The organism is Siccirubricoccus phaeus (assembly GCF_008360935.1).
Classification (GTDB): domain Bacteria; phylum Pseudomonadota; class Alphaproteobacteria; order Acetobacterales; family Acetobacteraceae; genus Siccirubricoccus; species Siccirubricoccus phaeus.
In genome coordinates this window covers 271,977-298,252 of sequence record NZ_SRXO01000003.1, presented here as the reverse complement: position 1 = coordinate 298,252, position 26,276 = coordinate 271,977, and the positions used below count along the sequence as shown (strand labels likewise).

General features: G+C 73.6%; 26 protein-coding genes. 13 read left to right on the top strand and 13 right to left on the bottom strand.

The annotated features are described in order from the left end of the window. Window positions 1-41: 41 nt before the first annotated feature. Window positions 42-1,025, bottom strand: coding sequence for a Bug family tripartite tricarboxylate transporter substrate binding protein (locus E5N76_RS06105; protein ID WP_149536402.1), 984 nt, complete (start codon window positions 1,023-1,025; stop codon window positions 42-44). 116 nt (window positions 1,026-1,141) lie between these two features. Here E5N76_RS06105 and E5N76_RS06100 point away from each other — a divergent pair, with 116 nt between their 5' ends. Continuing rightward, window positions 1,142-2,365 (top strand): CaiB/BaiF CoA transferase family protein, encoded by a 1,224-nt coding sequence (locus E5N76_RS06100; protein WP_149536401.1) that lies wholly within the window; start codon window positions 1,142-1,144, stop codon window positions 2,363-2,365. Here the strand turns inward: E5N76_RS06100 and E5N76_RS06095 are convergent. The 11 genes from E5N76_RS06095 to E5N76_RS06045 form a co-directional block, all read right to left on the bottom strand. Next, a complete protein-coding gene (locus E5N76_RS06095; RefSeq protein WP_207791872.1) occupies window positions 2,331-3,128 on the bottom strand; it encodes an enoyl-CoA hydratase/isomerase family protein in 798 nt (265 codons plus the stop codon). The genes E5N76_RS06100 and E5N76_RS06095 overlap by 35 nt on opposite strands. Window positions 3,129-3,132: 4 nt before the next feature. Then, on the bottom strand, window positions 3,133-4,026 hold the full coding sequence (locus E5N76_RS06090) for an SDR family oxidoreductase (RefSeq protein WP_149536399.1): 894 nt from the start codon (window positions 4,024-4,026) through the stop codon (window positions 3,133-3,135). 11 nt (window positions 4,027-4,037) lie between these two features. Next, window positions 4,038-5,015: a Bug family tripartite tricarboxylate transporter substrate binding protein gene (locus tag E5N76_RS06085; RefSeq protein ID WP_149536398.1), complete on the bottom strand. Its 978-nt coding sequence runs from the start codon at window positions 5,013-5,015 to the stop codon at window positions 4,038-4,040. Continuing rightward, a complete protein-coding gene (locus E5N76_RS06080; RefSeq protein WP_207791871.1) occupies window positions 5,012-5,869 on the bottom strand; it encodes an IclR family transcriptional regulator in 858 nt (285 codons plus the stop codon). The genes E5N76_RS06085 and E5N76_RS06080 overlap by 4 nt, the downstream gene beginning before the upstream one ends. A gap of 5 nt (window positions 5,870-5,874) precedes the next feature. Further along, window positions 5,875-6,855 (bottom strand): Bug family tripartite tricarboxylate transporter substrate binding protein, encoded by a 981-nt coding sequence (locus E5N76_RS06075; protein ID WP_149536396.1) that lies wholly within the window; start codon window positions 6,853-6,855, stop codon window positions 5,875-5,877. Between the two features lie 32 nt (window positions 6,856-6,887). Beyond that, window positions 6,888-7,895 (bottom strand): Bug family tripartite tricarboxylate transporter substrate binding protein, encoded by a 1,008-nt coding sequence (locus tag E5N76_RS06070; protein ID WP_187830004.1) that lies wholly within the window; start codon window positions 7,893-7,895, stop codon window positions 6,888-6,890. Next, window positions 7,895-8,911 (bottom strand): Bug family tripartite tricarboxylate transporter substrate binding protein, encoded by a 1,017-nt coding sequence (locus E5N76_RS06065; protein ID WP_187830003.1) that lies wholly within the window; start codon window positions 8,909-8,911, stop codon window positions 7,895-7,897. Before E5N76_RS06065 ends, E5N76_RS06070 begins: the two co-directional genes overlap by 1 nt. Next, window positions 8,911-9,888, bottom strand: a complete 978-nt coding sequence (locus E5N76_RS06060; protein WP_187830002.1) for a Bug family tripartite tricarboxylate transporter substrate binding protein — start codon at window positions 9,886-9,888, stop codon at window positions 8,911-8,913. Before E5N76_RS06060 ends, E5N76_RS06065 begins: the two co-directional genes overlap by 1 nt. A 68-nt stretch (window positions 9,889-9,956) precedes the next feature. Next, window positions 9,957-11,147, bottom strand: a complete 1,191-nt coding sequence (locus tag E5N76_RS06055; RefSeq protein WP_090664829.1) for a CaiB/BaiF CoA transferase family protein — start codon at window positions 11,145-11,147, stop codon at window positions 9,957-9,959. Next, complete coding sequence (locus tag E5N76_RS06050; protein WP_149536392.1) at window positions 11,144-11,641, bottom strand: FAS1-like dehydratase domain-containing protein; 498 nt, start codon at window positions 11,639-11,641, stop codon at window positions 11,144-11,146. Before E5N76_RS06050 ends, E5N76_RS06055 begins: the two co-directional genes overlap by 4 nt. 5 nt (window positions 11,642-11,646) lie before the next feature. Continuing rightward, window positions 11,647-12,798: an acyl-CoA dehydrogenase family protein gene (locus E5N76_RS06045; protein WP_099096075.1), complete on the bottom strand. Its 1,152-nt coding sequence runs from the start codon at window positions 12,796-12,798 to the stop codon at window positions 11,647-11,649. Between the two features lie 223 nt (window positions 12,799-13,021). Here E5N76_RS06045 and E5N76_RS06040 point away from each other — a divergent pair, with 223 nt between their 5' ends. Together E5N76_RS06040 and E5N76_RS06035 are read left to right on the top strand one after the other, a co-directional pair. Then, on the top strand, window positions 13,022-14,164 hold the full coding sequence (locus E5N76_RS06040) for a CaiB/BaiF CoA transferase family protein (RefSeq protein ID WP_457852673.1): 1,143 nt from the start codon (window positions 13,022-13,024) through the stop codon (window positions 14,162-14,164). 115 nt (window positions 14,165-14,279) lie between these two features. Then, a complete protein-coding gene (locus E5N76_RS06035; RefSeq protein WP_235907585.1) occupies window positions 14,280-15,149 on the top strand; it encodes an alpha/beta hydrolase in 870 nt (289 codons plus the stop codon). Between the two features lie 41 nt (window positions 15,150-15,190). Here E5N76_RS06035 and E5N76_RS06030 read toward each other — a convergent pair whose 3' ends face one another. Continuing rightward, on the bottom strand, window positions 15,191-16,132 hold the full coding sequence (locus E5N76_RS06030) for a LysR family transcriptional regulator (protein ID WP_187830001.1): 942 nt from the start codon (window positions 16,130-16,132) through the stop codon (window positions 15,191-15,193). Window positions 16,133-16,381: 249 nt separating this feature from the next. Between E5N76_RS06030 and E5N76_RS06025 the strand changes: the two genes are divergently transcribed. Genes E5N76_RS06025 through E5N76_RS05980 form a run of 10 tightly spaced genes read left to right on the top strand, consistent with a single transcriptional unit; the run spans window position 16,382 to window position 26,100 of the window. Further along, the gene (locus E5N76_RS06025) at window positions 16,382-17,554 is read left to right on the top strand and encodes an acyl-CoA dehydrogenase family protein (RefSeq protein ID WP_149536388.1); all 1,173 of its coding nucleotides are present in this window, start codon (window positions 16,382-16,384) and stop codon (window positions 17,552-17,554) included. Further along, window positions 17,554-18,330 (top strand): enoyl-CoA hydratase/isomerase family protein, encoded by a 777-nt coding sequence (locus E5N76_RS06020; protein ID WP_099096070.1) that lies wholly within the window; start codon window positions 17,554-17,556, stop codon window positions 18,328-18,330. Before E5N76_RS06025 ends, E5N76_RS06020 begins: the two co-directional genes overlap by 1 nt. Beyond that, the gene (locus E5N76_RS06015) at window positions 18,331-19,488 is read left to right on the top strand and encodes a CaiB/BaiF CoA transferase family protein (protein ID WP_149536387.1); all 1,158 of its coding nucleotides are present in this window, start codon (window positions 18,331-18,333) and stop codon (window positions 19,486-19,488) included. It begins immediately after the preceding gene. Then, complete coding sequence (locus E5N76_RS06010) at window positions 19,485-20,456, top strand: Bug family tripartite tricarboxylate transporter substrate binding protein (RefSeq protein ID WP_149536386.1); 972 nt, start codon at window positions 19,485-19,487, stop codon at window positions 20,454-20,456. Before E5N76_RS06015 ends, E5N76_RS06010 begins: the two co-directional genes overlap by 4 nt. Before the next feature lie 55 nt (window positions 20,457-20,511). After that, window positions 20,512-21,483 carry a Bug family tripartite tricarboxylate transporter substrate binding protein gene (locus tag E5N76_RS06005; protein WP_207791870.1) on the top strand — a complete coding sequence of 324 codons (972 nt, stop codon included), beginning with the start codon at window positions 20,512-20,514 and terminating at the stop codon, window positions 21,481-21,483. Further along, window positions 21,483-22,607 (top strand): thiolase family protein, encoded by a 1,125-nt coding sequence (locus E5N76_RS06000; protein WP_149536384.1) that lies wholly within the window; start codon window positions 21,483-21,485, stop codon window positions 22,605-22,607. Before E5N76_RS06005 ends, E5N76_RS06000 begins: the two co-directional genes overlap by 1 nt. A gap of 1 nt (window position 22,608) precedes the next feature. After that, window positions 22,609-23,010 (top strand): Zn-ribbon domain-containing OB-fold protein, encoded by a 402-nt coding sequence (locus tag E5N76_RS05995; protein WP_149536383.1) that lies wholly within the window; start codon window positions 22,609-22,611, stop codon window positions 23,008-23,010. Beyond that, window positions 23,007-23,984, top strand: coding sequence for a Bug family tripartite tricarboxylate transporter substrate binding protein (locus E5N76_RS05990; protein ID WP_149536382.1), 978 nt, complete (start codon window positions 23,007-23,009; stop codon window positions 23,982-23,984). Before E5N76_RS05995 ends, E5N76_RS05990 begins: the two co-directional genes overlap by 4 nt. Next, complete coding sequence (locus tag E5N76_RS05985; RefSeq protein WP_149536381.1) at window positions 23,981-25,129, top strand: CaiB/BaiF CoA transferase family protein; 1,149 nt, start codon at window positions 23,981-23,983, stop codon at window positions 25,127-25,129. The genes E5N76_RS05990 and E5N76_RS05985 overlap by 4 nt, the downstream gene beginning before the upstream one ends. Beyond that, window positions 25,126-26,100: a Bug family tripartite tricarboxylate transporter substrate binding protein gene (locus E5N76_RS05980; RefSeq protein WP_149536380.1), complete on the top strand. Its 975-nt coding sequence runs from the start codon at window positions 25,126-25,128 to the stop codon at window positions 26,098-26,100. The genes E5N76_RS05985 and E5N76_RS05980 overlap by 4 nt, the downstream gene beginning before the upstream one ends. Window positions 26,101-26,276: the final 176 nt, after the last annotated feature.

Below are 26,276 nucleotides of genomic sequence, written 5' to 3'. Positions count from 1 at the left end.
ATCGCATGCGCCCCGGCACGCGGCAAGGGGCGCGGCGGCGGCTATTCCGGGCGGATGTCGGCGCGGCGGATCAGCTCCGCCCAGCGCTCGCGCTCGCGCTGCATGTAGGCGCCGGCCTGCTCCGGGCTCAGCTCCGTGCGCGGCTCGGCGCCGAGGGAGAGGTAGTAGCGGCCCGCCTCCTCGGTCCGCGCCACCCGCGCGGTCTCGGCGTGCAGCCTGGCGACGATCTCGCCGGGCATGCCGGCGGGGCCGACCAGCGCGATCCAGGAGAACACCTCATAGCCGGGCACGCCGGCCTCGGCGATGGTCGGCACCTCGGGCAGCACCGCGCTGCGCGCGGTGCCGGTGACGCCGAGGGCGCGCAGCCGCCCGGCACGGATCGCCTCCACCGCCGGCGGCAGGTTGCTGAACATCATCTCGACATGGCCGCCTATCACGTCCGACAGCGCCGGACCGGTGCCGCGATAGGGCACATGAGTCATCTGCACCCCGGCGGTCACGTTGAACATCTCGCCCGAGAGATGCTGCGACTGCCCGATCCCCGCCGAGGCGAAGCGCAGCGCGCCGGGCCGCGCCTTGGCCAGCGCCACCAGCTCGGCGACGTTGCGCGCCGGCACCGCGGGGTTGACCACCAGCACGTTCGGATAGACGGCGACCAGCGAGACCGGCGCGAGGTCGCGCGCGGCGTCGTAGGGCAGGCGCGGATAGAGGCCGGGATTGATGCCCAGCGGGCCGATATTGCCCATCAGCAGCGTGTGTCCGTCCGGCGCCGCGCGCGCCACATGCTCGGTGCCGACGATGCCGCCCGCGCCCGGCCTGTGGTCCATCACGAAGGGCTGCCCCCAGGCCTGCTGCATCGCGTCGCCGACCAGCCGCACGAAGCCGTCGGTCAGCCCCCCGGGCGCCGAGGGAATGACCACGCGCACCGCGCGCGCGGGATAGGCGGCGGCCGTCTGCGCGAGGCCGGCGCGCGCCGCGGCAAGGCCGGGCATGGACAGCAGGATCGCGCGTCGCGACGGGTGCATGGCAGGTTTCCTCTCCGCATTGGCTGGCGCGTCGCGCGCCGCGCCTGCACACTACGGAAGCCGGCGCGCGCGCGTCCAGCGTCGCCGCCGGCCTGCATCAGGGGAAGGAAGACTCCATGGCCGTTGCGGCGCTCGACGGTATTCGCGTGCTCGATCTCTCCTCGGTCCTGATGGGGCCTGTCGCCGCGCAGATCCTCGGCGACATGGGCGCCGACGTGATCAAGGTCGAGCCGCCCGAAGGCGATTCCGTGCGCGGCATCGGGCCGATGCGGAATCCCGGCATGGGGCCGCTCTTCCTCAACGCCAACCGCAACAAGCGCAGCCTCGTGCTCGACCTCAAGCGCGCGGAAGGCCGGGCCGCGCTGCTGCGTCTCGCCGGGCGCGCCGACGTGCTGATCACCAACATCCGCCCCGCGGCGATGGCGCGGCTCGGCCTCGGCGCCGAGGCGGTGCGCGCGGCCAATCCGCGCCTCATCTACGTCGCCGCCGTCGGCTTCGGCCAGGACGGCCCCTATGCCGCGCGCCCGGCCTTCGACGACCTGATCCAGGGCATCGCCTCGGTCCCCTCGCTGATCGCGCAGGCGGGGGATGGCGTGCCGCGCTACATCCCGCTCGCCATCATGGACCGCCATGTCGGCGCCACCGTCGCCAATGCCGCGCTCGGCGCCCTCGTGCATCGCGGCCGCACCGGCGAAGGCCAGGCGATCGAGGTGCCGATGTTCGAGACCGTCACCCAGCTCGTGCTCGGCGACCACATGGGCGGCCTCGCCTACGACCCGCCGGCGGGCCCGCCGGGCTATCCGCGTTCCCTCGCGCCCGAGCGCCACCCCTACGCGACGACCGACGGCTTTGTCTGCGCCATGGTCTATACCGACCGCCACTGGCGCAGCTTCTTCGAGCTGGTCGGCCGGCCCGAGGTGATGGAGCGCGACCCGCGCTTCGCCAGCCTGACCAGCCGCACCATCCATGCGCGCGAGATCCACGCCATGCTCGAGGATGAGCTGCGCCACCGCAGCACCGCCGAGTGGCTGGCCGCCTTCGAGCGCGCCGACATCCCGGCGACGCCGCTCAACACGCTCGAGACGCTGCTCGAGGACCCGCACCTCAGGCAGGTCGGCATGTTCCGCTGGACCGACCACCCGAGCGAGGGGCGCGTGCGCGCCATGCGCCCGCCCGCCGCCAACTGGAGCGCGAGCCCGCCCGCGATCTGCCGTCACGCGCCGCGCCTCGGCGAGCACAGCGCGGAGCTGCTCGCCGAGCTCGGCTACACGGAGGAGGAGATCGCCGCCCTCGCCGAGGCCGGCGTCACCCGCCTCGCGGCGCCTGCCGGCGCGCCTTGAAGGCGCGCACGCGATCGGCGAAGTCGGGCATGTCCTCGAGCACCGCCATGTGCGAGGACACCATGTCGAGATGCGCGCGCAGCTCCATCCGCATCCCCTGCTGCACCGCGCGCTTGGTGAAGCGGATGGCGGCGGCGGGCTGGCGGGCGATGCGCGCGGCGAGTTCGCGCGCCTCGGCCAGCGCCTGCCCGTCGGCCACGGCGCGGTTGACCAGGCCGATGCGCTCCGCCTCCTCCCCGGTGATGGCATCGCCGGTCCACAGCAGTTCCAGCGCCTTCGGCACGCCGACCAGGCGCGGCAGGAACCAGCTGCCGCCATCGCCCGGCATCAGCCCCATGGCGATGTAGCTTTCGGCCAGCAGCACGCCGCGATCGGCGATCCTGATGTCGCACATCAGCGCCATGTCGAGCCCGGCGCCGCGCGCCGTGCCGTTGAGCGCGGCGATCACCGGGCGGTCGATGCGCTCGAGCGTCAGCGCGATCGGGTGCACGCTGTCCCACAGGAAGCCCTTGCGTTCCTCCGAGGAGGCATCGAGGAAGGATTCCAGCTCGTCCATCTCGCCGCCGGCGCAGAAGGCGCGGCCCGCCCCGGTCACCACCAGGGCGCGGATGGTGCCGTCGCGCTCGACGCGGTCGAGGCATTCGCGCCAGCGCAGCAGCATCGGCCGGTTGAAGGCGTTGAAGCGTTCGGGGCGGTTGAGGGTGAGCGTCGCCACCCCGCTCGCCGCATCCACATCGAACAGTATCGGGTCCTTGTCGTCCACGCTCTCACTCCTTCGGCGCCGGGGCGGCGCCATGCGGGATCCTGAAATAGTCGGGCCGGCCGATCGGCCAGGGGTCGCCCCAGAGCTGCTGCCCGCCATCCACCGTGACCACCTCGCCGGTGACGAACTTGCCCGATGGCGCGGCGAGGTAGCAGCACGCCTCGGCGATGTCCTGCGCGTCGCCGGCGCGCAGCATCGGGTTGGCTTCGTAGAAGGTCGCGCTGCCTTCCGGCGGATAGAGGCTGAAGGCCGTGGTCTCGACGCAGCCGGGCGCGACGCAGTTCACCCGGATGCGGTGCGGCGCCCATTCCACCGCGACGCTTTTCGAGACATAGACCACGCCCGCGCGCGCGGCGCAGGTATGGGCGATGCCGGGCATGCCGCGCCAGATGTCGGCGACGATGTTGACGATGGCGCCGGGCCGCTTGGCCGCCACCCAGGCGCGCGCGGCCGCCTGCATCATGTACCAGGTGCCGTTGAGGTTGGTGTCGATGACCGCGTTCCAGCCCTTCGCGGTGTAGTCGAGCGCGGCCTGCGGGAACTGCCCGCCGGCATTGTTCACCAGCAGGTCGAGCCCGCCCGCCTCGGCCCAGACGCGCTCGATCAGCGCCTGCACCTGGTCGGGGTCGCGGATGCTCATCGGCACCGCGATCACCTCGGCGCCGAGGCCGCGCAGCAGCGCCGCGGCCGCCCCCAGCCGCGCCGGATCGCGCCCGCAGATCGCCAGCCGCGCGCCGAGCCGCGCGAACAGCGCCGCCACCGCCTTGCCGAGCCCGCTGCCGGCGCCCGAAACCAGCACCGTCTGCCCGGCGAACAGCCCCGGACGGAACACCGTCGGCTGCGCCAGCAGCTCCGCGTCGTTGAAGCCGTAGCGTCGTGATGTGGCGGAAGTTTCCATGCCTGTGTTCCTCATTCGACCCTTGCGCCCGAGATGCGGACCATCTCCTGCCAGCGCGGCAATTCGCTCTGGATGAAGGCGCGCGTTTCCTCCGGCGTGATGGCGCGCCAGCGCGCCCCCACCTCGATCGCGCGGCGTTCCATCTCGGGGCCTGCCGTCAGCTCGCGCACCAGCTCGGCCAGGCGCGCGACGATGCGCGGCGGCGTGCCGGCGGGGAAGCTCCAGGTGCTCCAGGGCATGATGACGAAATCCGGCATGCCGGCCTCGGCCATGGTCGGCACATCGGGCAGGGTGGACCAGCGCCGGTCGGAGGTGATGGCGAGCGCGCGCACCTTGCCCTCCTGGATCAGCGGCATGTAGGAGGCGAGCCCGTCGGTGGCGAAGTGGATGTCGCCCGCGAGCATCGCCGGGATGGTCTGCGCGGCACCGCGGAAGGGCACATGGGTGGCCGCGATCCCGTTGCGCGCGGCGAATAGCGCCCCGGACAGGTGGATCGTCGTGCCGACGCCCGAGGAGCCGTAGGAAATGCCGCCGGGCCGCGCCTTCGCCCAGGCGACGAAGGAGGCGATGTCGCGCGCCGGCACATGCTGCGCCGGCACCACGGCGACGTTGGGGAAATCCCACACCAGGCTCGCCGGGATCAGGTCGCGGTCCGGGTCGAAGGGCAGCCGGGCATAGAGGAAGCGGTTGATGGCGTAGATGCTGATCGGCAGCATCGCGATGGTGTGCCCGTCCGGCGCCGATCGCGCGAGCGCCTCGGCGCTGATGTTGCCGCCCGCGCCGGGCCGGTTCTCCACCACCCAGGCCTGCCCGGTGCGCGCCTGCATGCGTTCGGCGAGGATGCGCGTCAGCACGTCCACCGATCCGCCCGGTGGGAAGCCGACGATGACGCGCACGGTGCGCGAGGGCCATTCGGCGCCCTGGGCGCGCAGGCCGGGCGCGGCGAGGCTGCCCGCGGCGGCGAGCAGCAGGCTGCGGCGATGGGTCATGACGATCTTGCTCCCTTGACCTGGTTGGCCGGCCTGCGCCGGCAAGGCATGAGGGCGGCGGGCGGGCCGGCGCCGCGTTCCGAGGCGCGCGCCGCCGCCTCGCGCAGCAGCGCGGCCAGCCGCGGCATCTCGTGCCCGAAGCGGTCGGCCGGGGCGCCGAGCAGCAGCGCGCGCGAGACCCCGCCATCGGCGTCGAAGACCGGCGCGGCGCAGCCGGCCGCCCCGCGCACGGTTTCGCCCACGGTCACGCTGATGCCGTCCCGCCGCGTCCGTTCGAGGATGCCCCGCAGCGCCGCCCGGTCGGTCACGGTCAGCGGCGTCAGCGGGCGCAGCGGCGTCGTTTCCAGGTAGTGCTCGCGGAACGCCTCGTCCTGGAAGGCGAGCAGCAGGCGGCCCGCCGCCGAGCAATGCAGCGGCCGCGTCGAGCCAGCCGGCACCACGTAGCGGACCGGCTGGCGGCTGTCGATGCATTCGGCATAGACCACCAGCCCGGCCGCGCGGTCGATGGAGGTGAGGATCACCGTCTCGCCGCTGCGCTCGGCAAGCCATTCCATCGCCGCGCGCAGCTGCTCGGGCAGCCGCCGTGCCGCGAGCATCGCCGCGGCGAGGCGGAAGGCCCCCGGCCCCAGCCGGTAGCGCCCCGCGCCATGCAGCAGGAAGCCTTCCTCGGCGAGGGGACGCAGCAGCGCGAGCAGGCTGCTTTTCGGGCTGCCGAGCGCGGCGCTGAGTTCCGCCAGCGGCAGCCCATCCGGCGCCGCCGCGACGGCGGCGAAGATGCCGAGCGTGCGGCCGAGCGCGCGCGGGGGAGCTGCCTCCTCGGCGGCTTCGCGACCATGGGCGCGCGCGGCGGGCACCTTGCCTATTCGATCCGCAGCCCGGTGGCGCGGATGATGGGTTCCCATTTGGCACGCTCACTGCGGATGAAGTCGGCTGTGCGCGCCGGCGTGCTGCCGGGCACCGGCTCAACCGAGACGCTGCGGAGGAAGGCTTGGAATTCGGGTTCCGCCGCCGCTTCGGCGGAGGCTTCGGCAAGCCGCGCGACCACCGGCGCGGGCGTGCCCGCGGGTGCCAGCAGGGCGTTGTAGGTGTTGGCGAGCATGCCGGGCACGCCCTGCTCGATCGCGGTCGGCACCTCGGGCGCGGCGGCCGAGCGCTGTTCGGTGAAGGCGGCAAGGATGCGGAGACGTCCGGCGCTGTGGTGCTCGAGCGTGGTGGCGAAGGTTTCGACCACCGCCGGCACATGCCCGGCAATGGCATCCTGCACCGCGGGGCCGCCGCCGCGGAAATGCACCAAGTTGGCGCGTAGCCCGCCCGCCTGGCGCAGCAGCAGCTCGGCCGCGAAATGCGCGATGCCGCCATTGCCGGAGGTGGCAATCGCGATCCCCCCGCTGGCGGCGCGGATCCGGCCGAGCGCCTCGGGCAGATCGGCCGCGAAGGTGGGATGGGCGCCGATCACCATCGGCACCACGCCGATGAGCGCCAGCGGCGCGTAGTCGGTCGCCGGGTCGAAGCCGGGTCGCACCGCCAAGCTGGCATAGATGGCGTGGCTCGAGGAGGTGGCGAGCATCAGCGTGTAGCCGTCCGGCCGCGCGCGCGCCGCCTCGACCGAGGCGATCGCGCCGCTCGCGCCGGAGCGGTTCTCCACCACCACGGGCTGGCCGAGCACGGCGCCGAGCCGGTCGGCGAAGCGGCGGCCGACGATGTCGGTCGGCCCCCCGGCGGCGAAGCCGATCAGCATGCGCATGGGTCGGTCGGGAAAGGCCGCCTGCGCCCGCACTGGCAGGGGCAGCCCGGCCGTGGCGAAGGCAAGGGGCAGTCCCAGCACGTTGCGGCGGTTCATCACCTTGCTCCCCGGTCCTCTGTTGCGCCGCGTCACTCGATCCGCAGGCCGAGCGCGCGGATGACGGGCGTCCACTTGTCGTATTCCGAACGGATGAACGCCATGGTCGCCTCCGGCGCCGGGTCGGGCACCGGCTCCGCCGAGAGGCCGCGCAGGAAGGCGCGGAATTCCTCGGTCTGCGTCACCGCGCGCATCGCGCCGTTGAGGCGCGCCAGCACATCCGCCGGCGTGCCGGCGGGGGCGAGGAAGGCGGCATAGGTGTTGGCGACCGCGCCGGGCACGCCGGCCTCGATGGCGGTCGGCACTTCCGGCGCCATCGCCGAGCGCCCTTCGGACATCACGCACCGGATCCGCAGCCGCCCGTCGCGATGATGGGCGAGCATGGGCGCGAAGGTGTCCACCACCACCGGCACATGGCCGGCGATGCAGTCCTGAACCGCCGGGCCGGCGCCGCGATAGGGGATGTGTTCCATCCGCAGCCCGCCCGCCTCGCGCAGCAGCAGCTCCATGCCGAGTTGCATGACGCTGCCCGCCCCGCCGGTGCCATAGGCGAAGCGGCCCGGCGCTGCGCGCACCATCGTCAGCAGCGCCACCAGGCTGTCCGCCGGCACGGCGCGGTGCACGGCGATCACCGTGGGGGAGACGGTGATGACGCCGATGCCGGTGAAATCCGCCACCGGGTCATAGGGCGGCCGCGCCACCAGCTGCGGATAGACCGCATGGGCCGAGGAGGCGGTGACCAGCAGCGTGTAGCCGTCGGGCCGCGCCCGCGCCACATCGGCCCCGGCGACGGTGCCGCTGGCGCCGGGGCGGTTCTCCACCACCACCGGCTGGCCGAGCGCGGCGCCGAGCCCCTCGGCGAGCCGCCGTGCATAGAGGTCGGTCGGCCCGCCGGCGGCATAGCCCACCACCACGCGGATCGGCCGCTCGGGGAAGGCGGCGGCCCGCGCGCCCCCGAAGGGCACGGCGCCGGCCGCCAGCGCCGCGAGGCGCAGCACGCCGCGCCGCCCCGCCCCGGCGCCCGACGCCGTGCCCGCCATCATTCGATCCTCAGCCCGGTGGCGCGGATCACCGGGGTCCAGCGGCGGAAATCATTGTGCAGGTAGGTCGTCAGCTCGGCCGCCGTCATCGGCCCGCCCGCCGCCGCGCCGTAATTGGCGAGGAAGGCGCGATAGGAGTCCGAGGCGGTGATGCGGCGGATCGCGGCGTTCAAGGTCTCGATCCCTGGGGCGGGGGTGGCCGCCGGGGCGACGACGGCGTTGTAGACATCGGCGATGGCGTCGGGCACGCCGCTCTCGATCGCCGTCGGCACATCGGGCGCCGCCGCGGCGCGTTCCCGCGCCAGCACGCATAGCATCCGCACGGTGCCGCTGCGATGCTGTTCGACCATGGTGGCGAAGGCATCCACCATCAGCGGGATGCGTCCGGCGAGGAGGTCCTGCGCGACCAGCGCCGCGCCGCGATAGGGCACATGCACGATCTGCAGCCCGCCCGCCTTCTGCAGGAACAGCTCCATGCCGAGCTGCGTCACCGTCCCCGCGCCCGCCGAGCCGTAGGTCAGGCCGCCGGGATTGGCCCGCGCCTGCGCGATCAGCCCGGCCACGTCGCCGCCGGCGAAGCCGGGGCCGGCGACGACCGTGACCGGCGTGTTGGCGACCAGGGCGACGGGTGCCAAGTCCTTGAGCGGGTCGTAGCTCGGCCGCGCCGCCACCTGCGGATGGATGGCGAAGCCCGAGGGGTTGATGAACATCAGCGTGTAACCGTCGGGGTGCGCCCGCGCCACCTCGCTCACCGCCACCGAGCTGCCGGCGCCGGGGCGGTTCTCGATCACCACCGGCTGGCCGAGTTCCGCGCCCAGGCGCTCGGCCAGGCCGCGGGCGAAGATGTCGGTCTGGCCGCCCGGCGTGAAGCCGACCAGCAGGCGGACCGGCCGTTCGGGGAAGCCGGCGGCCCGCCCCTTGGCCAGCGGCAGGGCGCCGGCGGCAATCGCGGTGGCGCCGCCGCCAAGCAGCCGGCGCCGGGCGAGCGGGCGACGCGGTCCCGTCGTACCGGTCATCATTCGATCCTCAATCCGGACGCCTGGATGATCGGGGTCCATTTGGCGTATTCGCCGCGGATGTAGGCGGCGGTGCGCTCCGGCGTCATGCCGCTCACCGGCTCGGCGGAGATGGCGCGCAGGAAGGCACGGAATTCGTCGTTCTCGGTCGCCTGCCGGGTGGCGTGGCTGAGCGCCGTGACGCTCGCCTCGGCCATGCCCGCCGGGCCGAGCAGCGCGTTGTACGTGTTGGCGACGGCGCCCGCGACGCCGTGCTCGACCGCGGTGGGCACGTCGGGCGCGACGGCGGAGCGCTGCTCGGCGAGCACGGCGAGGACGCGCAGCCGCCCCGCCCGATGGTGCTCAATCATCGGCGCGAAGGTGTCCACCACCAGGGGGATGTGGCCCGCGACGCAATCCTGCACCGCCGGCCCGGCGCCGCGATAGGGCACATGCTCGAGCCGCAGCCCGCCGGCTTGGCGCATGAACAGCTCCATGCCGAAATGCGTGATGGTGCCGGCGCCGCCCGAGCCGAAGCTGAAGGCGCCGGGCCGGGCGCGCACCAGATCCATCATCCCGGGCAGGTCGCGCGCCGGGAAGGAGGGATGCGCGGCGAACACCACCGGGGCGATGGCGACGAGGCCAATGGGGCTGGAATCGGCCAGCGCGTCATAGCCCGGCCGCACCGCGATCTGCGGGAATATCGCATGGGCCGAGGGCGTGGTGAGCAGCAGCGTGTAGCCATCGGGGCGCGCGCGTGCGACCTCGATCGCGGCGACCGACCCGCTGGCGCCGGAGCGGTTCTCCACCACCACCGGCTGGCCGAGCACCGCGCCGAGCCGCTCGGCGAAGCGGCGGCCGACGATGTCGGTCGGCCCGCCGGGCGCGAAGCCCACCACCAGCCGCAGCGGACGGTCGGGGAAGCGGTCCTGCGCCCGCGCCGCGCCGGCCATCCCGGCAAGGGCGAGCCCGCCGGCCATCAAACCGCGTCGCCGCATGCGATCCTCCTCCCTGTTGCCGCGCCCGTTCCGCCGCGGCGGCGGGCGCTTCATAGGCCGGCGGCGGCTCAGCCGCCGGCGAGTTCCGCGATCTCGGCCTCCGCCAGCCCGGCCTCGCGCAGCACCTCGGCGGTGTGCTCGCCCAGGCGCGGCGGCAGGCGCCGCACCGCGCCCGGCGCCTCGGAGAACTCGACCGGCACCGCGGTGACCAGCATCCGCCCTTCCGAGGGATGCTCGACGCGCTGGAAGAAGCCGGTCTCGGCCAGGTAGTCGTCCTCCAGCATGTCGGCGAGGCCGAGCACCGGCCCGTTCGGCACGTCCGCGGCATCGAGCCGCGCCTGCCATTCGGCGGTGCTGCGCGTTCGCATCACCTCCTCGACGATGGCATAGAGCGCGCCGATGTTGACCGCGCGCTGCGCGAGGCGGGCGAAGCGCGGATCCTCGGCGAGGTCGGGCCGGCCGAGCGCGCCCAGCAGCCGCTGCCACTGGTCGTCGGAATTGGCCATCAGGCACAGATGCCCGTCGCTGGTCGGGAAGGGCCGGCGATAGGGCGTGAACATGCGCCCATAGCCGAGCCCCAGCGAGGGATCGTCGAGTACCCCGCCCCACAGATGCTCGCCGAGGTTGAAGGAGAGCATGGTTTCGAGCATCGGCACATGCACCTCCTGCCCGCGCCCGGTGCGCTCGCGCCGGTACAGCGCCATGGCGACGGCGGAGGCGAGGACATGGCCGCAGAACTTGTCGGCGATGGCGCTCGGCACGTAGCGCGGCTCGCCGTCGTCGCGCATGGCGTTCAGCGCGGCAAGGCCGCTCATGCCCTGGATCACGTCGTCGAAGGCCGGGCGGTCGCGGTGGCGGCCATCCTTGCGGAAGCCGGTGGCGCTGGCATGGATCAGGCGCGGGTTGCGCGTCGCCAGCGCGGCGTATGACAGCCCCAGCCGCTCGGCGGCGCCGAGGCGCATGTTGTGCACCAGCACGTCCGCGCCCTCGATCAGCCGCAGCAGCGCGGCGCGCGCCGCCGGCTGCTTCAGGTCGAGCACCACCGAGCGCTTGTTGCGGTTGATGTTGAGGAACATCACCGCCATGTCGGGCCCGCGCGTCGGGCCGACCTGGCGCATGGTGTCGCCCTGCGGCGGCTCCACCTTGATGACGTCGGCGCCCATGTCGCCGAGAATCTGCGTCGCCACCGGGCCGAGCACCGCGCTGGTCAGGTCGATCACCCTGACCCCAGCGAGCGGCCCGCCGCCGGCCTGGCTCACGCCTCGGGCCCGCCGGCGCTTCGGCACTTGACCATCCGCAGCGGCGTATAGGTCAGCACCACCGTGCCGTCCTGCTTGACGACGCGGTTGCGGGTGCGGACCAGGCCGCGGCCGGGCCGGCTCTGCGACAGCCGCGCCTCGATCACCTCGACCTCGGCATGGATGGTGTCGCCGGCGAAAAGCGGGTTCTCGATCTTCAGCTCCATGCCGAGGAAGGCGAAGCCGGTGTGCTGCATGGTCGCCTGCACCAGCAGCCCCTCGGCGAAGGTGTAGCCGAGCGCGCCGGGGGCGACGCGGCCCCTGATGTCGCTCTCCTTCTCGAGGAAGTCGAGGTTCATGAACAGCACCTCGGCCATGCCGGTCGTATTGATGAAGTTGACGATGTCCGCCTCGGTCACCGTGCGGCCGATGGTGCGGAAGGCCCGCCCCATGGTCAGGTCCTCGAAATAAAGGCCCAGACCCACATAGGGCAGCCCGCCCGTTTCCTTCGCCATGCCCGTCACTCCGCCTTGCCGATCAGGTTGCGCGCCACGATGTTGCGCTGGATCTGGTTTGTTCCCTCGATGATCTGCACCACCTTCGCGTCGCGGAAGTAGCGGTTGATCGGGAACTCGTTCGAGATGCCGGAGGCGCCGAAGATCTGCACCGCGTCGGTCGCCACCTTCATCGCCATGTCGCTGGCGAAGCACTTGGCCGAGGCGGCGAGGCTCGCCATCGCGGCGCCGGTGGTGCCGGCATCCACCGCCGCCGCGGCGGCGTAGGTCAGCTGCCGCGCCGCCTCGATCTGGATCGCCATGTCGGCGATCATCCAGCGGATGCCCTGGTAGTTCGCCACCGTCTCGCCGAAGGCGCGGCGGCCGCGGGCGAACTCGATCGCGTGGTCCATCGCCCCCTGCGCCAGGCCGACGGCGCGCGCGGCGACGATCGGGCGCGACTTGTTCAGCGCCTCCATCACCGAGCGGAAGCCGCCCGCCCCGCCGCCGAGCAGGTTCTCCTTCGGCAGCCGCACATCGTCGAAGAACAGCGCCGAGGAGGGGACGCCGCGGGCGCCCATCTTCTCCTCCTTGCGGCCGACGCGGAAGCCGGGGCGGTCGCGCTCGACGATGAAGAAGTTCACCTCGCCCGGGCCGTCGCCGCGTTCGAGCCGCGCGCCGACCAGCACGAAATCCGACACCGCGGCGTTGGTGCACCAGATCTTGCCGCCATTGAGCACGAACCCGTCCCCATCGGGCCGCGCGCGGGTGCGGATGCCGGCGACGTCAGAGCCCGATTGCGGCTCGGTCAGCGAGAAGGCGGCGCGCAGCTGGCCCGAGGCGAGGCCGGGCAGCAGCCGCGCCTTCTGCTCGGGCGTGCCGCCGGCGAGGATGGTGCCGAGCGGCACCCACTGCACCACCAGCAGGTAACCGGTATTGTAGCAGACTCGGCCCAGCTCCTCGACCGCGAGGCAGCCGGCCAGGGTGCTGCCCGAGCCGCCATATTCGGCCGGGAAGGGCAGGGTGAACAGGCCGAGTTCGCGCAGCAGCTCGAACATGTCCTGCGGGTATTCGCCGCTGGCGTCGATCTCGGCGGCGCGCGGCGCCACCTTCTCGCGCGCCACCCGGCGCACCAGGTCGCGGACCTGGATCTGCTCCTCGGTCAGGGCAAAGGACACGCCCGTTTCCTCCTCGATCGTTCCCGGACGCGGAATCGTCCCGCTCGGGTGCGCCTTGGACCGGCGCCTTGTTCGACATGCTGAACGTCGTTCGGGCAGGCTGTCAACACGGCGGCTTGACGGCGCGCCCGCCGCCGTGTCGGGTGGTCCCGAACGGCGTTCGGAAAGCCGGCTGCCGGCCGGCGGGCGTTGCGACAAACGCAGGAGGAAACAGATGGGGCCGTTGGCCGGTTTGAAGGTGGTGGAACTCGCGGGCATCGGCCCGGGGCCGATGGCGGCGATGCTGCTCGCCGACATGGGCGCGACGGTGCTTCGCATCGACCGGCCGGACCCGCCCGAGCTCGGCATGAGCCGGCCGCTGAAATACAACCTCACCCTGCGCGGGCGCCGCACCCTCGCCCTCGACCTCAAGCAGCCCGCCGCGCGCGAACTGGCGCTGCGGCTGGTGGACGGGGCGGATGCGCTGATCGAGGGCTTCCGCCCCGGCGTCGCCGAACGCCTCGGCCTCGGCCCCGACGACTGCCTCGCGCGCAATCCGCGCCTCGCCTATGGGCGCATGACCGGCTGGGGGCAGGACGGGCCGCTCGCCCCGGCGGCGGGGCACGATCTCAACTACATCGCGCTGACGGGGGCGCTGCACCATATCGGCCGCCAGGGCCAGCCGCCGACGGCGCCGCTCAACCTCGTCGGCGATTATGGCGGCGGCGCGCTCTACCTCGCCTTCGGCCTCGTCTGCGCGGTGCTCGAGGCGCGCGGCTCGGGCCGCGGCCAGGTGGTGGACGCGGCGATCGTGGACGGCGTGGCGCATCTGATGACCGGCATGTTCGGTCTGTTCGGCGCCGGCCTGCTGCCCGAGGGCCGCGGCGAGGGCGTGATCGACGGCGGCGCCCCCTATTACGACTGCTACGAATGCGCCGATGGGCGCTATGTCTCGGTTGCGCCGATCGAAGGCCGCTTCTTCCAGGAATTGCTGCGCCGGATCGGCATCGACCCGGCCGATTTCCCCAAGCAGTCGGACCGCGCCCGCTGGCCCGAGGCGAAGCGCCGCCTGGCCGAGATCTTCCGCCAGCGCCCGCGCGATGCCTGGTGCGAGCTGCTGGAAGGCACCGATTCCTGCTTCGCCCCGGTGCTGACCCCGGCCGAGGCGCTGCGCCACAAGCACATGGCCGCGCGGCGCACCTTCGTCGAGTTCGACGGCGTGGCGCAGCCCGCCCCGGCGCCGCGCTTCAGCCGCACCGTGCCGGAGCTGAGCCTGCCGCCGCAGCCCGCCGATCCCGCCGGGGCCGAGGCGGCGCTGGCCGGCTGGCTGCCCGAGGCCGAGATCGCCGCGCTGCGCGCCGCCGGCACGCTGGGGCAGGCCGGCTGAATCCAGGCGGCGGCATCGCATCAATCCGCCAAGGGAGCGCCCGCATGACCAGCCTGCATCCCAGCGCCCGCCGGGTGCTCGACCTGATCCGCGACTCCGGCCGCCCTTCGAGGCGATGACGCCCGCCGAGGCGCGCGTGGCCTATGCCGCCGCGCGGCAGGCGCTGCAGCCCGAGCCGCCGGCGGTCGCCGAATGCCGCGACCTGTCCTGCCCCGGCCCCGGCGGGGCGGTGCCGCTGCGGTTTTATCGCGGGCTCGGCGCCGGCACCGGGCCGCAGCCCTGCCTGCTGTTCCTGCATGGCGGCGGCTGGGTGGTCGGCGACCTCGACAGCCATGACCAGCTCTGCCGCGAACTGGCGAACCGGCTGGCCGCGGTGGTGGTCGCGGTGGATTATCGCCTGGCCCCCGAACACCCCTTCCCGGCGGCGGCCGAGGACGCCGCCGCCGCGTTGCGCTTCGTGGCCGGGCAGGCAGGGGCGCTCGGCATCGACGCGGCGCGCATCGCGGTGGGCGGCGACAGCGCGGGCGGCAACCTCGCCGCCGCGCTGTGCCTGATGGCGCGCGACGGCCAGGCGCCGATGCCGATGTTCCAGATGCTGTTCTACCCGGTCACCGACCTCGCGGCGGAATCGCCGGCCTATGGCCGCTTCATCGAGGGCTATGTGCTGAACGCCGCCTCGATGCGCTGGTTCATCGGCCATTATGTGCCGGACCCGGCGGCGCGGGCCGATTGGCGCGCCTCGCCCGCGCGGGCGGGCAGCCTTTCTGGCCTGCCGCCGGCCTTCGTGATGACCGCCGGCCACGACCCGCTGAGCGACGAAGGCATCGCCTATGCCCGGCGGCTCGAGGCCGAGGGCGTGCCGGTCAGCCACCTGCACGTCTCCGACCAGATCCACGGCTTCCTCACCCTGGGCAAGGCGATCCCGGCTTCCGCCGTGACGCTCGGCCAGGCGGCGGCGGCGTTGCGCCTGGCCTGGGAGGGGTGACGGCGCGGCGCGCGCGGGGCCATTCCCGGCACCGCCGGGCGTCAGGGACCGGCTGAGGCCGCCGGCGCCCGCGCGCCCAGCCACAGCCCGCTGGCCAGCATCTCGCGCGCGCAGTCGCGCAGCAGGCCGGCGGCCGCGACCGCCGCCGGCGACGGTTCCCGCCCGCGGGGCATGACCAGCAGCCGGGTGATAGCGAGCGCGCCGAGCGGCACCGCGCGCAGCCGCCCCTCCAGGATCTCGGCGCGCACCATCGAGGCGACATCGACCATCGGCCCGAGCCCGTCGAGCACGAGCCGCTTGGCGAGGGCGACGGTATCCGCCTCGGCCGCCACCTCGATGCCGAGCGCCTCCTGGCCCAGCGCGTCGCGCAGCGCGCGGCGCACCCAGCTGTCGGGCCGGCCGGCGAGCACCAGCGGCACGCCCGCCAGCGCGCGCAGCGGCACCGCCGCCCCCTCGAAGCGGCGGTCCGCGGCGGCGCAGATCAGGCACAGCGGCTCGGCGAGCAGCGGCTCCGCCGCCAGCCGCGCCGAGGCGCCGGGCCCGTTCAGCATGGCGGCGTCGATCGCCCCTTCCTCGAGCTGCTTCTCAAGGTCGTGCATGAAGCCGATGGCGAGCCGCAGCCGGATCTCGGGGAACTGCCGCGCGGCGCGGGTGGCGAAGGCGGCGCCGATGATGTCCGACACGCCGGGCGACAGGCCGATCGTCACCGCCCCGCGCGGCCGGTCGGCCTGGCCGCGCGCGTCGCGGCGCATCGCATCCGCCTCGCCGAGCAGCCGCTCGGCGCGGTCGAGCAGCGCGAGCCCTTCGGCGGTCAGCACCGCCCCGCGCGGCCGGCGGTCGAACAGCCGCACGCCGAGTTCCGCCTCGAGCTGCTGGATCTGCCGGCTGACCGCGGGCTGGGCGATCCGCAGCGCGCGCGCGGCCTGGCCGAAATGCCGTTCCCGCGCGACGGCGGCGAAATAGCGGAGCTGGCGCAGTTCCACGCGCTTCCACCCTCCCTGGCCGTCTCGATGCCGCCGCGGCATCGGCGCCTTGCCGCTAAAGTGTTAGACGCGCCTCCGCACCGGCACAACACTTCCTCCCGTTGAGCAAGAAAGCCCGGCCGGCGCGGCCGAGGAGACGGAGGAAGCATCCGGCGCGCCCGGCCAAGGCCGGGGCGCCATCGCATCGCGGCATGGCCGCCTCCGCATCCACGCACCGCGTCCGGTCCGGCATCCGGAGGTGATGAGGACGTGAGCAACGGCGCCTGGGCCCTGCCCGAGGAATTGAAGATGCTGCGCGATACCGCGCGGCGCTTCATGCAGAACGACGTCAAGCCGGCCGAGGATCGCGCGCCACACGACGCCTGCGAACTGCCCGTGGCGGATCTGGCCCCGCTGCAGAAGAAGGCGCGCGACCTTGGCCTGTGGTGCTACCGCACGCCGACCGAATATGGCGGCGCCGGGCTCGACCTGCTCGGCCAGGCGGTGATCGCCGAGGAGGCGTCGAAGTGCCGCATGGGCGCCTATATCCCGGCCTGCGGCGCCTTCGGGGCCGATCCGCCCAATGCCATCTGGCTCGGCAACCGCGACCAGATCGAGCGCTTCGGCATCCCCGCGGTCGAGCGCGGCCAGAAGGTCTTCGTCGCCATCAGCGAGCCCTCGGGCGGCGCCGACCCGGCGCGCGGCATCCGCACCCGCGCCGAGCACCGCGGCGGCCGCTACGTGCTCAACGGCAGCAAGATGTGGATCTCGGGCGCGGGCAGCGCCGATTGGGGCCTGCTGTTCGCCCGCACCGGCGCGCAGGGCGAACGCGGCGGCATCACCTGCTTCATCATCGACGGCAACCCCAAGGGCCTGACCAAGCGGCGGATCGGCGTGATCCGCGCCTGGTCGCCCTATGAGCTGCACCTCGAGGATGTCGAGGTGCCGGTCGAGAACCGCCTCGGCGAGGAAGGCCAGGGCTTCCAGCTGTGCGAGAAATGGCTGGTCGAGGGCCGCGTGCCCTATGCCGCCGCCTGCGTCGGCATCGCCCAGGCGGCGCTCGAACTCGCCATGGACTGGGCCCGGCAGCGCGAGGCCTTCGGCTCGAAGCTGGCGGACAAGCAGGCGATCCAGTGGATGATCGCCGACAGCGAGATGGAGCTGCGCGCCGCCCGCCTGCTGGTGTGGCAGGCGGCCTGGACCGCAGCACTCGGCGGCGACCTCAAGACCGATGCCTCGGTCGCCAAGGTGGTGGCGACCGAGACGGCGGGGCGCGTTGTGGACCGCTGCGTGCAGATCTTCGGCGGCCTCGGCGTCGCGCAGGAGATGCCGCTCGAACGCTGGTACCGCGAGATGCGGATCAAGCGCATCGGCGAGGGGCCGTCCGAGGTGCACCGCATGGTGCTCGCCCGCACCCTGCTCGGCGGGAAGGGGCGGCGCTGATGTCCATCGACCTCGACATCGATGCCGAGGGCATCGCCACCATCACCATCAACCGGCCGGAGCGGCGCAACGCGCTCGATGCCGCGCACTACGCCGGGCTGACCGACGCCTGGATGCGCGTGCGCGACGACCCGGCGGTGCGCTGCGCGATCGTCACCGGCGCGGGGGACAAGTCCTTCTCGGCCGGCGCCGACATCAAGGACTTCATCGGCCGCCGGCAGGAACTGTCGGACCACTGGCTGACGCAGAAGGGGCAGCTGCTGAACCGCGGCCTTGAGGTGTGGAAGCCGGTGATCGCCGCGGTCAACGGCTTCTGCGTGGGCGGCGGCATGACCCTGCTGCTGGCCACCGACATCCGCATCGCCGTCCCGCACGCCACCTTCGGCCTCAGCGAGGTCAAGCGCGGCGTCATCGCCGGCAATGGCGGCACCCAGCGGGTGATGCGCCAGCTGCCCCACGCGATCGCGATGGAGATGCTGCTGACCGGCGATGCGATCGACGCGGCGCGGGCGGAACGCTGGGGCCTGGTCAATGCCGTGGTCCCGCCCGAGGAACTGATGCCCGCCGCGCGCGCCTTCGCCCGCCGCATCGCGGCGAATGCCCCGCTCGCGGTGCAGGCGGCGAAGGAGCTCGGGCTGCGCTCGCGCGACATGCCGCTCGCCGACGGGCTGCGGCTCGAGCAGATGGTCAGCCGCATCCTGCAGGGCAGCGAGGACGTGAAGGAAGGCCGCGCCGCCTTCGCCGAGAAGCGGCCGCCGCGCTTCGAGGGACGCTGAATGTCGGCAGGACCGCTCGCCGGCGTCACCGTTCTCGATCTGACGCAGATCTACAACGGCCCCTATGCCACCTTCCTGATGGCCATGGCCGGGGCCGAGGTGATCAAGATCGAGCCCCCCGGCGGCGAGCAGCTGCGCCGCCGGCACGGCGATGGCGGGGCCACGCTGCCCTTCGCCATGCTCAATTCGGGCAAGAATTGCGTCGTGCTCGACCTGAAGGCCGAGGAGGACCGCGCGGCGCTGCTGCGGATGGCCGCCGGGGCGGATGTGCTGGTCGAGAACTACCGCCCCGGGGTGATGGACCGGCTCGGCCTGTCGCGGGACGTGCTGCGCGGGGTCAATCCGCGGCTGATCTGCGCCTCCGGCTCGGGCTATGGCGGCAGCGGCCCCTATCGCGACTACCCGGCGATGGACCTGGTGGTGCAGGCGATGAGCGGGGTGATGAGCATCACCGGCGAGGCCGGCGGCCCGCCGCTCAAGGCCGGGCCGGCGCTGTGCGACTTCTTCGCCGGCATCCACCTCTATGGCGCCATCGTCACCGCGCTGTTCGAGCGCGAGCGCGGCGGGCCGGCCCGCGCGGTGGAGGTGGCGATGGTGGAGGCGGTCTATCCCTCGCTGACCTCCAACCTCGCCCTGCTGGCCGACAAGGGCAGCGCCTTCCCCGGCCGCACCGGCAACCGCCATGGCGGGCTGTCGGTCTGTCCCTACAACGTCTATCCGGCGGCGGACGGGCATGTCGCCATCATCTGCAACCATGACGGCCATTGGCGCGCCGCCGCGCGCTATTTCGGCCATGCCGAGCTGATCGACGACCCGCGCTTCCTGCGGATGACCGACCGGGTGGCGAACATGGACCTGCTCGACGGCATGGTCGCCTCCTGGACGGCGGCGCTGCCGAAGGAGGAGATCTTCCAGGGCCTGGCCGCGGCCGGCGTGCCCTGCGCGCCGGTGCGCGAGCTGGCCGAGGTGGTGGCCGACCGCCACCTGCACGAACGCCGCGCGCTGCTCGACATCGAGCATCCGCAGTTCGGCGCGATGACCGTGCCGACCAGCGCGCTGTGCTTCGAGGGCATCGAGCGCGGCCTGCGCTGGCCGAGCCGCCCGCTCGGCGCCGACCAGGCGCTGGTGCCGCAGCCCGGGGGAGGGAAAAGCCCATGATCCGATTGATGCGACGGTCCCTGCCGGCGCTGGCCGCCGGGCTGGCGGCCCCGGCACGGGCGCAGGCGCCCTTCCCGAGCCGGCCGGTGGTGATGATCGCCCCGGCCGCGCCGGGCGGGCCGACCGACGTCGCCGGCCGGGTGCTGGTGCAATACATGCCCGCGCTGATCGGCCAGCCGGTGGTGCTCGAGAACCGCAGCGGCGCCGCCGGGCAGATCGGCATGCGCCATGTCGCGACCGCAGCGCCGGACGGGCACACGCTGGTGATCGGCAATACCGGATCGGTCGGCATCAACCCGTCCTACTACCGCGATCCCGGCTACGACATCGCGCGCGACTTCACCCCGGTCTCGATGCTGATGATCGCGCCGGTCTCGCTGGTCGTGCCGGCCGACCTGCCGGTCCGCACCCCGGCCGAGCTGGTCGCGCATATCCGCGCCGCCGGCGGGCGCTTCACCTTCGGCTCCTCCGGCACCGGGCAGTCGCCCCATGTCGCGGCCGAGCTGTTCCGCCACGCGGCGGGGGTGGAGTTCGAGATCGTGCCCTATCGCGGCGCGGCGCCGGCGGTCACCGACATGCTCGCCGGCACGGTGCAGGCGATGTTCGACAGCACCAGCTCGGTGCCCTTCGTGCGGCAGGGCCGGCTGCGCGCGCTGGCGGTGGCCAATGTCGAGCGCTCGCCGCTGATGCCCGAGGTGCCGACCATGGCCGAGGCCGGCTTCGCCGGCTTCGACGTCAGCTCCTGGTATGTCGCGCTTGCCCCGGCGGGCACCCCGGCCGAGGCGGTACTCACGCTCAATGCCGCCATGAACCCGGTGATGGCCCGTCCCGACGTGGCCGAGCGCCTGGCCGCGATCAACGCCGTGCCGATGCGGGGCAGCCCGGCGGATGCCGCCGCCTTCGTCGGCCGGCAGCTCGCCTATTGGCGCGAGGTTCTTGCACGCGCGGGGATCGGCGAGGCGCGGTGACGATGGGCGGCGGGCCCGCGGCCGGCCGGCTCGAACAGAGGGGAGGATGGTCATGATGCGACTGCGGCGCCGGGCCCTGCCGGCATTGACCGCCGGGCTGGCGGCCCCGGCCTGGGCGCAGGCGCCCTTCCCGAGCCGGCCGGTGGTGATGATCGTGCCCGGCGCCCCGGGCGGGCCGACCGACGTGGTCGGGCGGCTGCTGGTGCAGCACATGCCGGCGCTGATCGGCCAGCCGGTGGTGCTTGACTACCGCGCCGGCGCCGGCGGGCAGATCGGCATGCGCTACGTCGCCGGCGCGGCGCCGGACGGGCACACGCTGGTCATCGGCAACACCGGCTCGGTCGGCATCAACCCGTCCTACTACCGCAATCCCGGCTACGACATCGCGCGCGACTTCGCCCCGGTCTCGATGCTGATGGTCGCGCCGGTCTCGCTGGTCGTGCGGGCCGACATGCCGGCCCGCACCCCGGCCGAGCTCGTCACCCGGATCCGCGCCGCCGGCGGGCGCTTCAGCTTCGGTTCCTCCGGCACCGGGCAGTCGCCCCATGTCGCGGCGGAGCTGTTCCGCCACGCCACCGGGGCGGAGTTCGAGGTGGTGCCCTATCGCGGCTCGGCCGAGGCGGTGACGGACCTCATCGCCGGCACGGTGCAGGCGATGTTCGACAGCACCACGACCATTCCGCATGTGCGGCAGGGCCGGCTGCGCGCGCTGGCGGTGGCGACGCCCGAACGCTCGCCGCTGATGCCCGAGGTGCCGACCATGGCCGAATCCGGCTTCGCCGGCTTCGACATCAGCTCCTGGTATGTCGCGCTCGCCCCGACGGGCACGCCGCCCGAGGCGGTCGCGAAGCTCAACGCGGCGATGGGCGAGGTGCTGGCGCGCCCCGAGGCGGCCGAGCGCTTCGCCGTCTTCAACGCCGTGCCGATGCGGGGCAGCGCGGGCGATGCCGGCGCCTTCCTCGGCCGCCAGCTCGCCTATTGGCGCGACGTGCTGGCGCGCGCCGGGATCGGGGAAGGAAGGTCATGATGCGCGGGAAGTTCGTCATCGCGGGGGTCGGCCACACCGCCTTCGGCACCCTGCCGGGACGGTCCACCGTCTCGCTGAACGTGGAGGCCTGCCGCCGCGCGCTCGAGGACGCCGGCATCGAGAAGCAGGCGGTGGACGGGGTCTTCGTCAAGACGCCGACCTCGGCGCGCGAGATCCTGTATGGCCAGACCCTGTCCGAGGCGCTGGGCCTGCAGCCGCGCATCGGCATCGCGCTCGACCAGGGGGGCGCGGCCAACATGTCGGGCGTCGCCTTCGCCTGCTTGGCGATCGAGGCCGGCATGTGCGAGGTGGCGCTGGTCTGCTACGCCGACAATCCGCGCAGCGGCAGCCGCGCCACCTATGCCCGCCCGCGCGGCGACGACGCCGCCTTCGGCTGGTTCTCGACCGCCGCCGGCTACGCCATGATCCACCGCCGCCATGTCGCCGAACACGGCACGCCCGAGGCCGCCTTCGGCGCGGTCGCGGTGGCGGCGCGGCGGCACGGCGCGGCCAACCCCCACGCGCAGCTCCGCAAGCCGCTGACGCTCGACGGCTACCTCGCCACCCCGCCGCTGGTCGCGCCGCTGCGGCGCGACGACTGCGCGCTGATCTCCGACGGCGCCGCCGCGCTGGTGGTGATGTCGGCGCGCCGGGCGCGCGAGCTCGGGGTGAAGGCGGCGGTGCCGATCCTCGGCATGGGGCAGGCGCATACCTCGTGGGAGGTGACGCAGCGCCCCTGCCTGACCAGCACGCGGGCGAAGGACGCGGCGCGCGACGCCTTCGCCATGGCCGGGCTCGCCCCGGCGGACATCCAGGTGGCGCAGATCTACGACTGCTTCACCATCACCGTGCTGATGACGCTGGAAGATTACGGCTTCTGCCCGCCCGGCCAGGCCGAGGGCTTCGTGCGCGAAGGCCGCATCGAGCACGGCGGCGACCTGCCCATCAACACCGCCGGGGGCCTGCTGTCGGAAACCGGCATGCCGGGGCTGCAGCTGGTGATCGAGGCGGTGCGCCAGGTCCGCGGCACCGCCACGCTGCAGGTGCCCGGCGTGCGCCACGCGCTGGTGAGCAACCAGGGCGGCACCATGCACACCCACGCGACCCTGATCCTCGGAGGCTGACATGACCCTGCCGACACCGGAGGTCACCCCGCTGAACGAAGCCTACTGGGCCGGCCTCGCCGCCGGGGAGCTGCGCTTCCAGCACTGCCCGCATTGCGGCCATCGCTGGCTGCCCGCGCGGCGCGAATGTCCCGCCTGCCTGCGCGAGGGCGCCGGCTGGGAGAAGGCCGCGGGCACCGGGCAGGTGATCAGCTGGGTAGTCTATCACACCGCCTACCACGACGCCTTCCGCGACCGCCTGCCCTACAATGTCGCCATCGTCGAGCTCGACGAGGGGCCGCGGCTGATCACCAACATCCTCGCCCCGCACGACAGCATCGCCGCGGGGATGCGCGTGCGCCTCGAGGTGCAGTCGGATTTCGGGGTCAGCCTGCCGCGCTTCGCCCCGGCGGGGACGCCGTGAAAGGGCGGGCGGCGCTGCCCCGGCGGGCGGCGGCGACGCTGCTGCTTGCCGCGGCGGCGCGCCCGGCGCGGGCCGAGACCTATCCGGCGCGGCCGATCCGCCTGATCGTGGCCTTCGGGCCGGGCAGCGGCAGCGATGTGCGCGCCAGGCTCTATGCCGACCGCCTGGCCGCCGCCTGGGGCCAGCCTGTGGTGGTGGACAACCGCGGCGGCGGCAGCGGCATCCTCGCCGCCGAGGCGGTGGCGCGCGCGCGGCCCGACGGCTACACGCTGCTGTTCACCTCGAACACCACCCACGCCGCCAATCCGGTGCTGTTCCGCCGCCTGCCCTACGACCCGGTGGCGGATTTCGCGCCGGTGGCGCTGATCGGGCGGACGCCGCTGGTGGTGGTGGTCGGCAACGACCTGCCGGTGCGCGACATGGCCGGGCTGGTCGCCCATGCGCGGGCCCATCCCGGCGCGCTGAACTACGCCAGCGGCAACACCTCCTCCCATCTCGCGGCGGAGATGTTCAAGGCCCGGACCGGGGTATCCATGACCTATGTGAGCTACCGGTCCAACGCGCAGGCGATCCTCGACGTCATCGCCGGGGCGGCGCAGGTGATGTTCAGCGACGCCATCGTGGCGCTGCCGCAGATCCGGCAGGGCCGCGTCCGCGCGCTCGCGGTCACGGTGGATGCCGCGGTCCCGGCGCTGCCAGGCGTGCCCACGGTCGCCGGCGCGGCGGGCCTTCCCGGCTATGCGGTGGCGTCCTGGAGCGCGATCTTCGCCCCCGCCGGGACGCCGGCGGAGATCGTCGCCCGGCTCAATGCCGAAGTGATCGCGGTCGGCCGCGAGCCCGGGCTGCGCGCGCGCATGGCCGAGGAAGGCACGATCCCCTCCGAGCTGCCGCCCGAAGGCGTGGCCGGCTTCGTCGCGCAGGAGGTGGAGCGCTGGCGCGAGGCCGCCCGCGAGGCCGGGATCGAGCCGCAATGAGCGCGCCCGCCCCGCTCGCCGGGCTGCGGGTGGTCGAGCTCGGCCAGGTGCTCGCCGGCCCCTTCGTCGGCGCCATCCTCGCCGATCTCGGCGCCGAGGTGGTGAAGGTGGAGAAGCCGGGCGGCGACGATTCGCGCGGCATGGGCCCGGATTTCCGCCGCGGCGACAGCCTCACCTTCCACGAGATGAACCGCGGCAAGGCCTCGGTGGTGCTCGACCTGCGGCGGCCGGACGGCCGCGCGCGGCTGCACGAGTTGCTCGCGCCGGCGGACATCCTGGTGCACAACCTGCGCCCCGGCGCGGCGGAGGCGCTCGGCATCGGCCCGGCGGAGACGCTGGCGCGGCATTCGCGGCTGATCTACTGCGCGATCAGCGCCTTCGGCCGCAAGGGGCCGCTCGCCCTGCGGCCGGGCTACGAGCCGCTGCTGCAGGCCTTCGCCGGGCTGTGCATGGTCAGCGGCGAGGAAGGCGCGCCGCCGCAGCGCATCGGCGCCTCGGTGGTGGATTACGGCACGGCGATGTGGACGGTGATCGGCGCGCTGTCGGCGCTGCGCCGGCGCGAGGCGACCGGGCGCGGCGGGGTGGTGGACACCTCGCTGTTCGAGACCGCGCTGGTCTGGACCGGCCAGCGCCTGACGTCCTGGCTGAACGAGGGACGGCTGCTGCCGCGCACCGCCACCGGGCATCCCAACATGGTGCCCTACCAGGCGTTCCAGGCGGCCGACGCGCCGCTCATGGTGTGCTGCGGCAATGACCGGCTGTTCGCCGCCTTCGCCGCGGTGCTCGGCCGGCCGGACTGGGCCGGGGATGCGCGCTTCGCCACCAACCGCCGCCGGCTCGAGAACCGCGAGGCGCTGCTGGGCGAGATCGCCGCCGTGCTGGCGACGCGCTCGCGCGCGGACTGGCTCGATCGGCTGGAGCGCGCGGGCGTGCCCTGCGGGCCGATCAACACGATCCCCGAGGTGGCGCGCGAGCCGCAGACCGAGGCCGTCGGCCTGCTGCTGCCGGTGCCCGGGGAGGATTACCGCCTGCTCGGCCTGCCGGTGTCCTTCGACGGTGAAAGGCCGGCGATCCGCGCGCCGGCGCCGGCGCTGCCCGGCGGCGCGCCGGGCAGCGCCGCGGGCATGGGACGAACCGGGACATGACAAGCACCGCACGGCGCCGCCTGGTGGCGGCGCTGGCCGGATTGCCTGCCGCCTTGCCCGCGCGCGCGCAGGAACGCTACCCCTCGCGCCCGATCCGCGCGGTGGTGCCCTTCACCGCCGGCAGTTCCACCGATCTGCGCGCGCGCTCCTTCGGCCACTACATGTCGGCCGACTGGGGTCAGCCGGTGGTGGTGGAGAACCGCCCCGGCGGCAATGGCGTGATCGCCGCCGAGACGGTGGCGCGCGCGCGGCCCGACGGCTACACGCTGCTCTACGGCACCAACAGCACCCATGCGGCCAATATCGCGCTGGTGCCCAACCTGCCCTACGACCCGGTGGCGGATTTCGCCCCGGTCGCGCTGGTCACCAACTCCTCGCTGATCGTGGTGGTGAACAACGCGCTGCCGGTGCACAGCATGGCCGAGCTGATCGCCTATGCCCGCGCCCATCCCGGGCGACTCAACTACGCCGTCGGCAATACCGGCAGCATGGCCGGCGGCGCCATGCTCAAGGCCCTGGCCGGGATCAAGATGACGCAGGTCTCCTACCGCTCGACGCCGCAGGGCGTGACGGCGCTGCTCGCCGGCGAGGTCCAGCTCATGGTGGTGGATGGCGGGCAGGTGCTGGTCCATGCGCGGGAGGGACGCCTGCGCGCCCTGGCCACCACGGGAACAGGGCCGCATCCCGGGCTGCCGGAACTGCCGCTGGTCTCGTCCCTGCCGGGGATGGAGAGCTACGCCGTGTCGTCCTGGGTCGCCGTGTTCGCCCCGGCCGGCACGCCGCGGCCGGTGATCCTGCAGATCAACGCCAAGATGCGCGAGATCGCCGCCCGGCCGGACATGCAGGCGCAGATCGCCGCCGAGGGCAGCAGCTACCGCGTTGGCTCGCCCGAGGACCTGGCCGCCTTCGTCCAGCGCGAGATCGAGGACTGGCGCCGGCTGGTGCGCGAAGGCCGGTTGAGCGCGGGCTGACCCGGCACCGCCCGCACCGGGCGTCTTGCCCTCGCGCGCCGCGCGGCGGTAGCGTGGAACAAAACGAAAATGGGAGGTCCAAGATGAACACCATCACCCGCCGCGCCGCCATCAGCGCGCTGCCCATCCTCGCCGCGCCGGCCGTGCTCCGCGCCCAGGCCCCCTGACCCAGCCGG

What these genes read in the sequence shown, in the direction of transcription:
- E5N76_RS06105 (WP_149536402.1), bottom strand. Translation starts at nt 1,025, where the DNA reads ATGCACCCGTCGCGACGCGCGATCCTGCTGTCCATGCCCGGCCTTGCC.
- E5N76_RS06100 (WP_149536401.1), top strand. Translation starts at nt 1,142, where the DNA reads ATGGCCGTTGCGGCGCTCGACGGTATTCGCGTGCTCGATCTCTCCTCG.
- E5N76_RS06090 (WP_149536399.1), bottom strand. Translation starts at nt 4,026, where the DNA reads ATGGAAACTTCCGCCACATCACGACGCTACGGCTTCAACGACGCGGAG.
- E5N76_RS06085 (WP_149536398.1), bottom strand. Translation starts at nt 5,015, where the DNA reads ATGACCCATCGCCGCAGCCTGCTGCTCGCCGCCGCGGGCAGCCTCGCC.
- E5N76_RS06075 (WP_149536396.1), bottom strand. Translation starts at nt 6,855, where the DNA reads ATGAACCGCCGCAACGTGCTGGGACTGCCCCTTGCCTTCGCCACGGCC.
- E5N76_RS06070 (WP_187830004.1), bottom strand. Translation starts at nt 7,895, where the DNA reads ATGGCGGGCACGGCGTCGGGCGCCGGGGCGGGGCGGCGCGGCGTGCTG.
- E5N76_RS06065 (WP_187830003.1), bottom strand. Translation starts at nt 8,911, where the DNA reads ATGACCGGTACGACGGGACCGCGTCGCCCGCTCGCCCGGCGCCGGCTG.
- E5N76_RS06060 (WP_187830002.1), bottom strand. Translation starts at nt 9,888, where the DNA reads ATGCGGCGACGCGGTTTGATGGCCGGCGGGCTCGCCCTTGCCGGGATG.
- E5N76_RS06050 (WP_149536392.1), bottom strand. Translation starts at nt 11,641, where the DNA reads ATGGCGAAGGAAACGGGCGGGCTGCCCTATGTGGGTCTGGGCCTTTAT.
- E5N76_RS06035 (WP_235907585.1), top strand. Translation starts at nt 14,280, where the DNA reads ATGACGCCCGCCGAGGCGCGCGTGGCCTATGCCGCCGCGCGGCAGGCG.
- E5N76_RS06020 (WP_099096070.1), top strand. Translation starts at nt 17,554, where the DNA reads ATGTCCATCGACCTCGACATCGATGCCGAGGGCATCGCCACCATCACC.
- E5N76_RS06015 (WP_149536387.1), top strand. Translation starts at nt 18,331, where the DNA reads ATGTCGGCAGGACCGCTCGCCGGCGTCACCGTTCTCGATCTGACGCAG.
- E5N76_RS06010 (WP_149536386.1), top strand. Translation starts at nt 19,485, where the DNA reads ATGATCCGATTGATGCGACGGTCCCTGCCGGCGCTGGCCGCCGGGCTG.
- E5N76_RS06005 (WP_207791870.1), top strand. Translation starts at nt 20,512, where the DNA reads ATGCGACTGCGGCGCCGGGCCCTGCCGGCATTGACCGCCGGGCTGGCG.
- E5N76_RS06000 (WP_149536384.1), top strand. Translation starts at nt 21,483, where the DNA reads ATGCGCGGGAAGTTCGTCATCGCGGGGGTCGGCCACACCGCCTTCGGC.
- E5N76_RS05995 (WP_149536383.1), top strand. Translation starts at nt 22,609, where the DNA reads ATGACCCTGCCGACACCGGAGGTCACCCCGCTGAACGAAGCCTACTGG.
- E5N76_RS05985 (WP_149536381.1), top strand. Translation starts at nt 23,981, where the DNA reads ATGAGCGCGCCCGCCCCGCTCGCCGGGCTGCGGGTGGTCGAGCTCGGC.
- E5N76_RS05980 (WP_149536380.1), top strand. Translation starts at nt 25,126, where the DNA reads ATGACAAGCACCGCACGGCGCCGCCTGGTGGCGGCGCTGGCCGGATTG.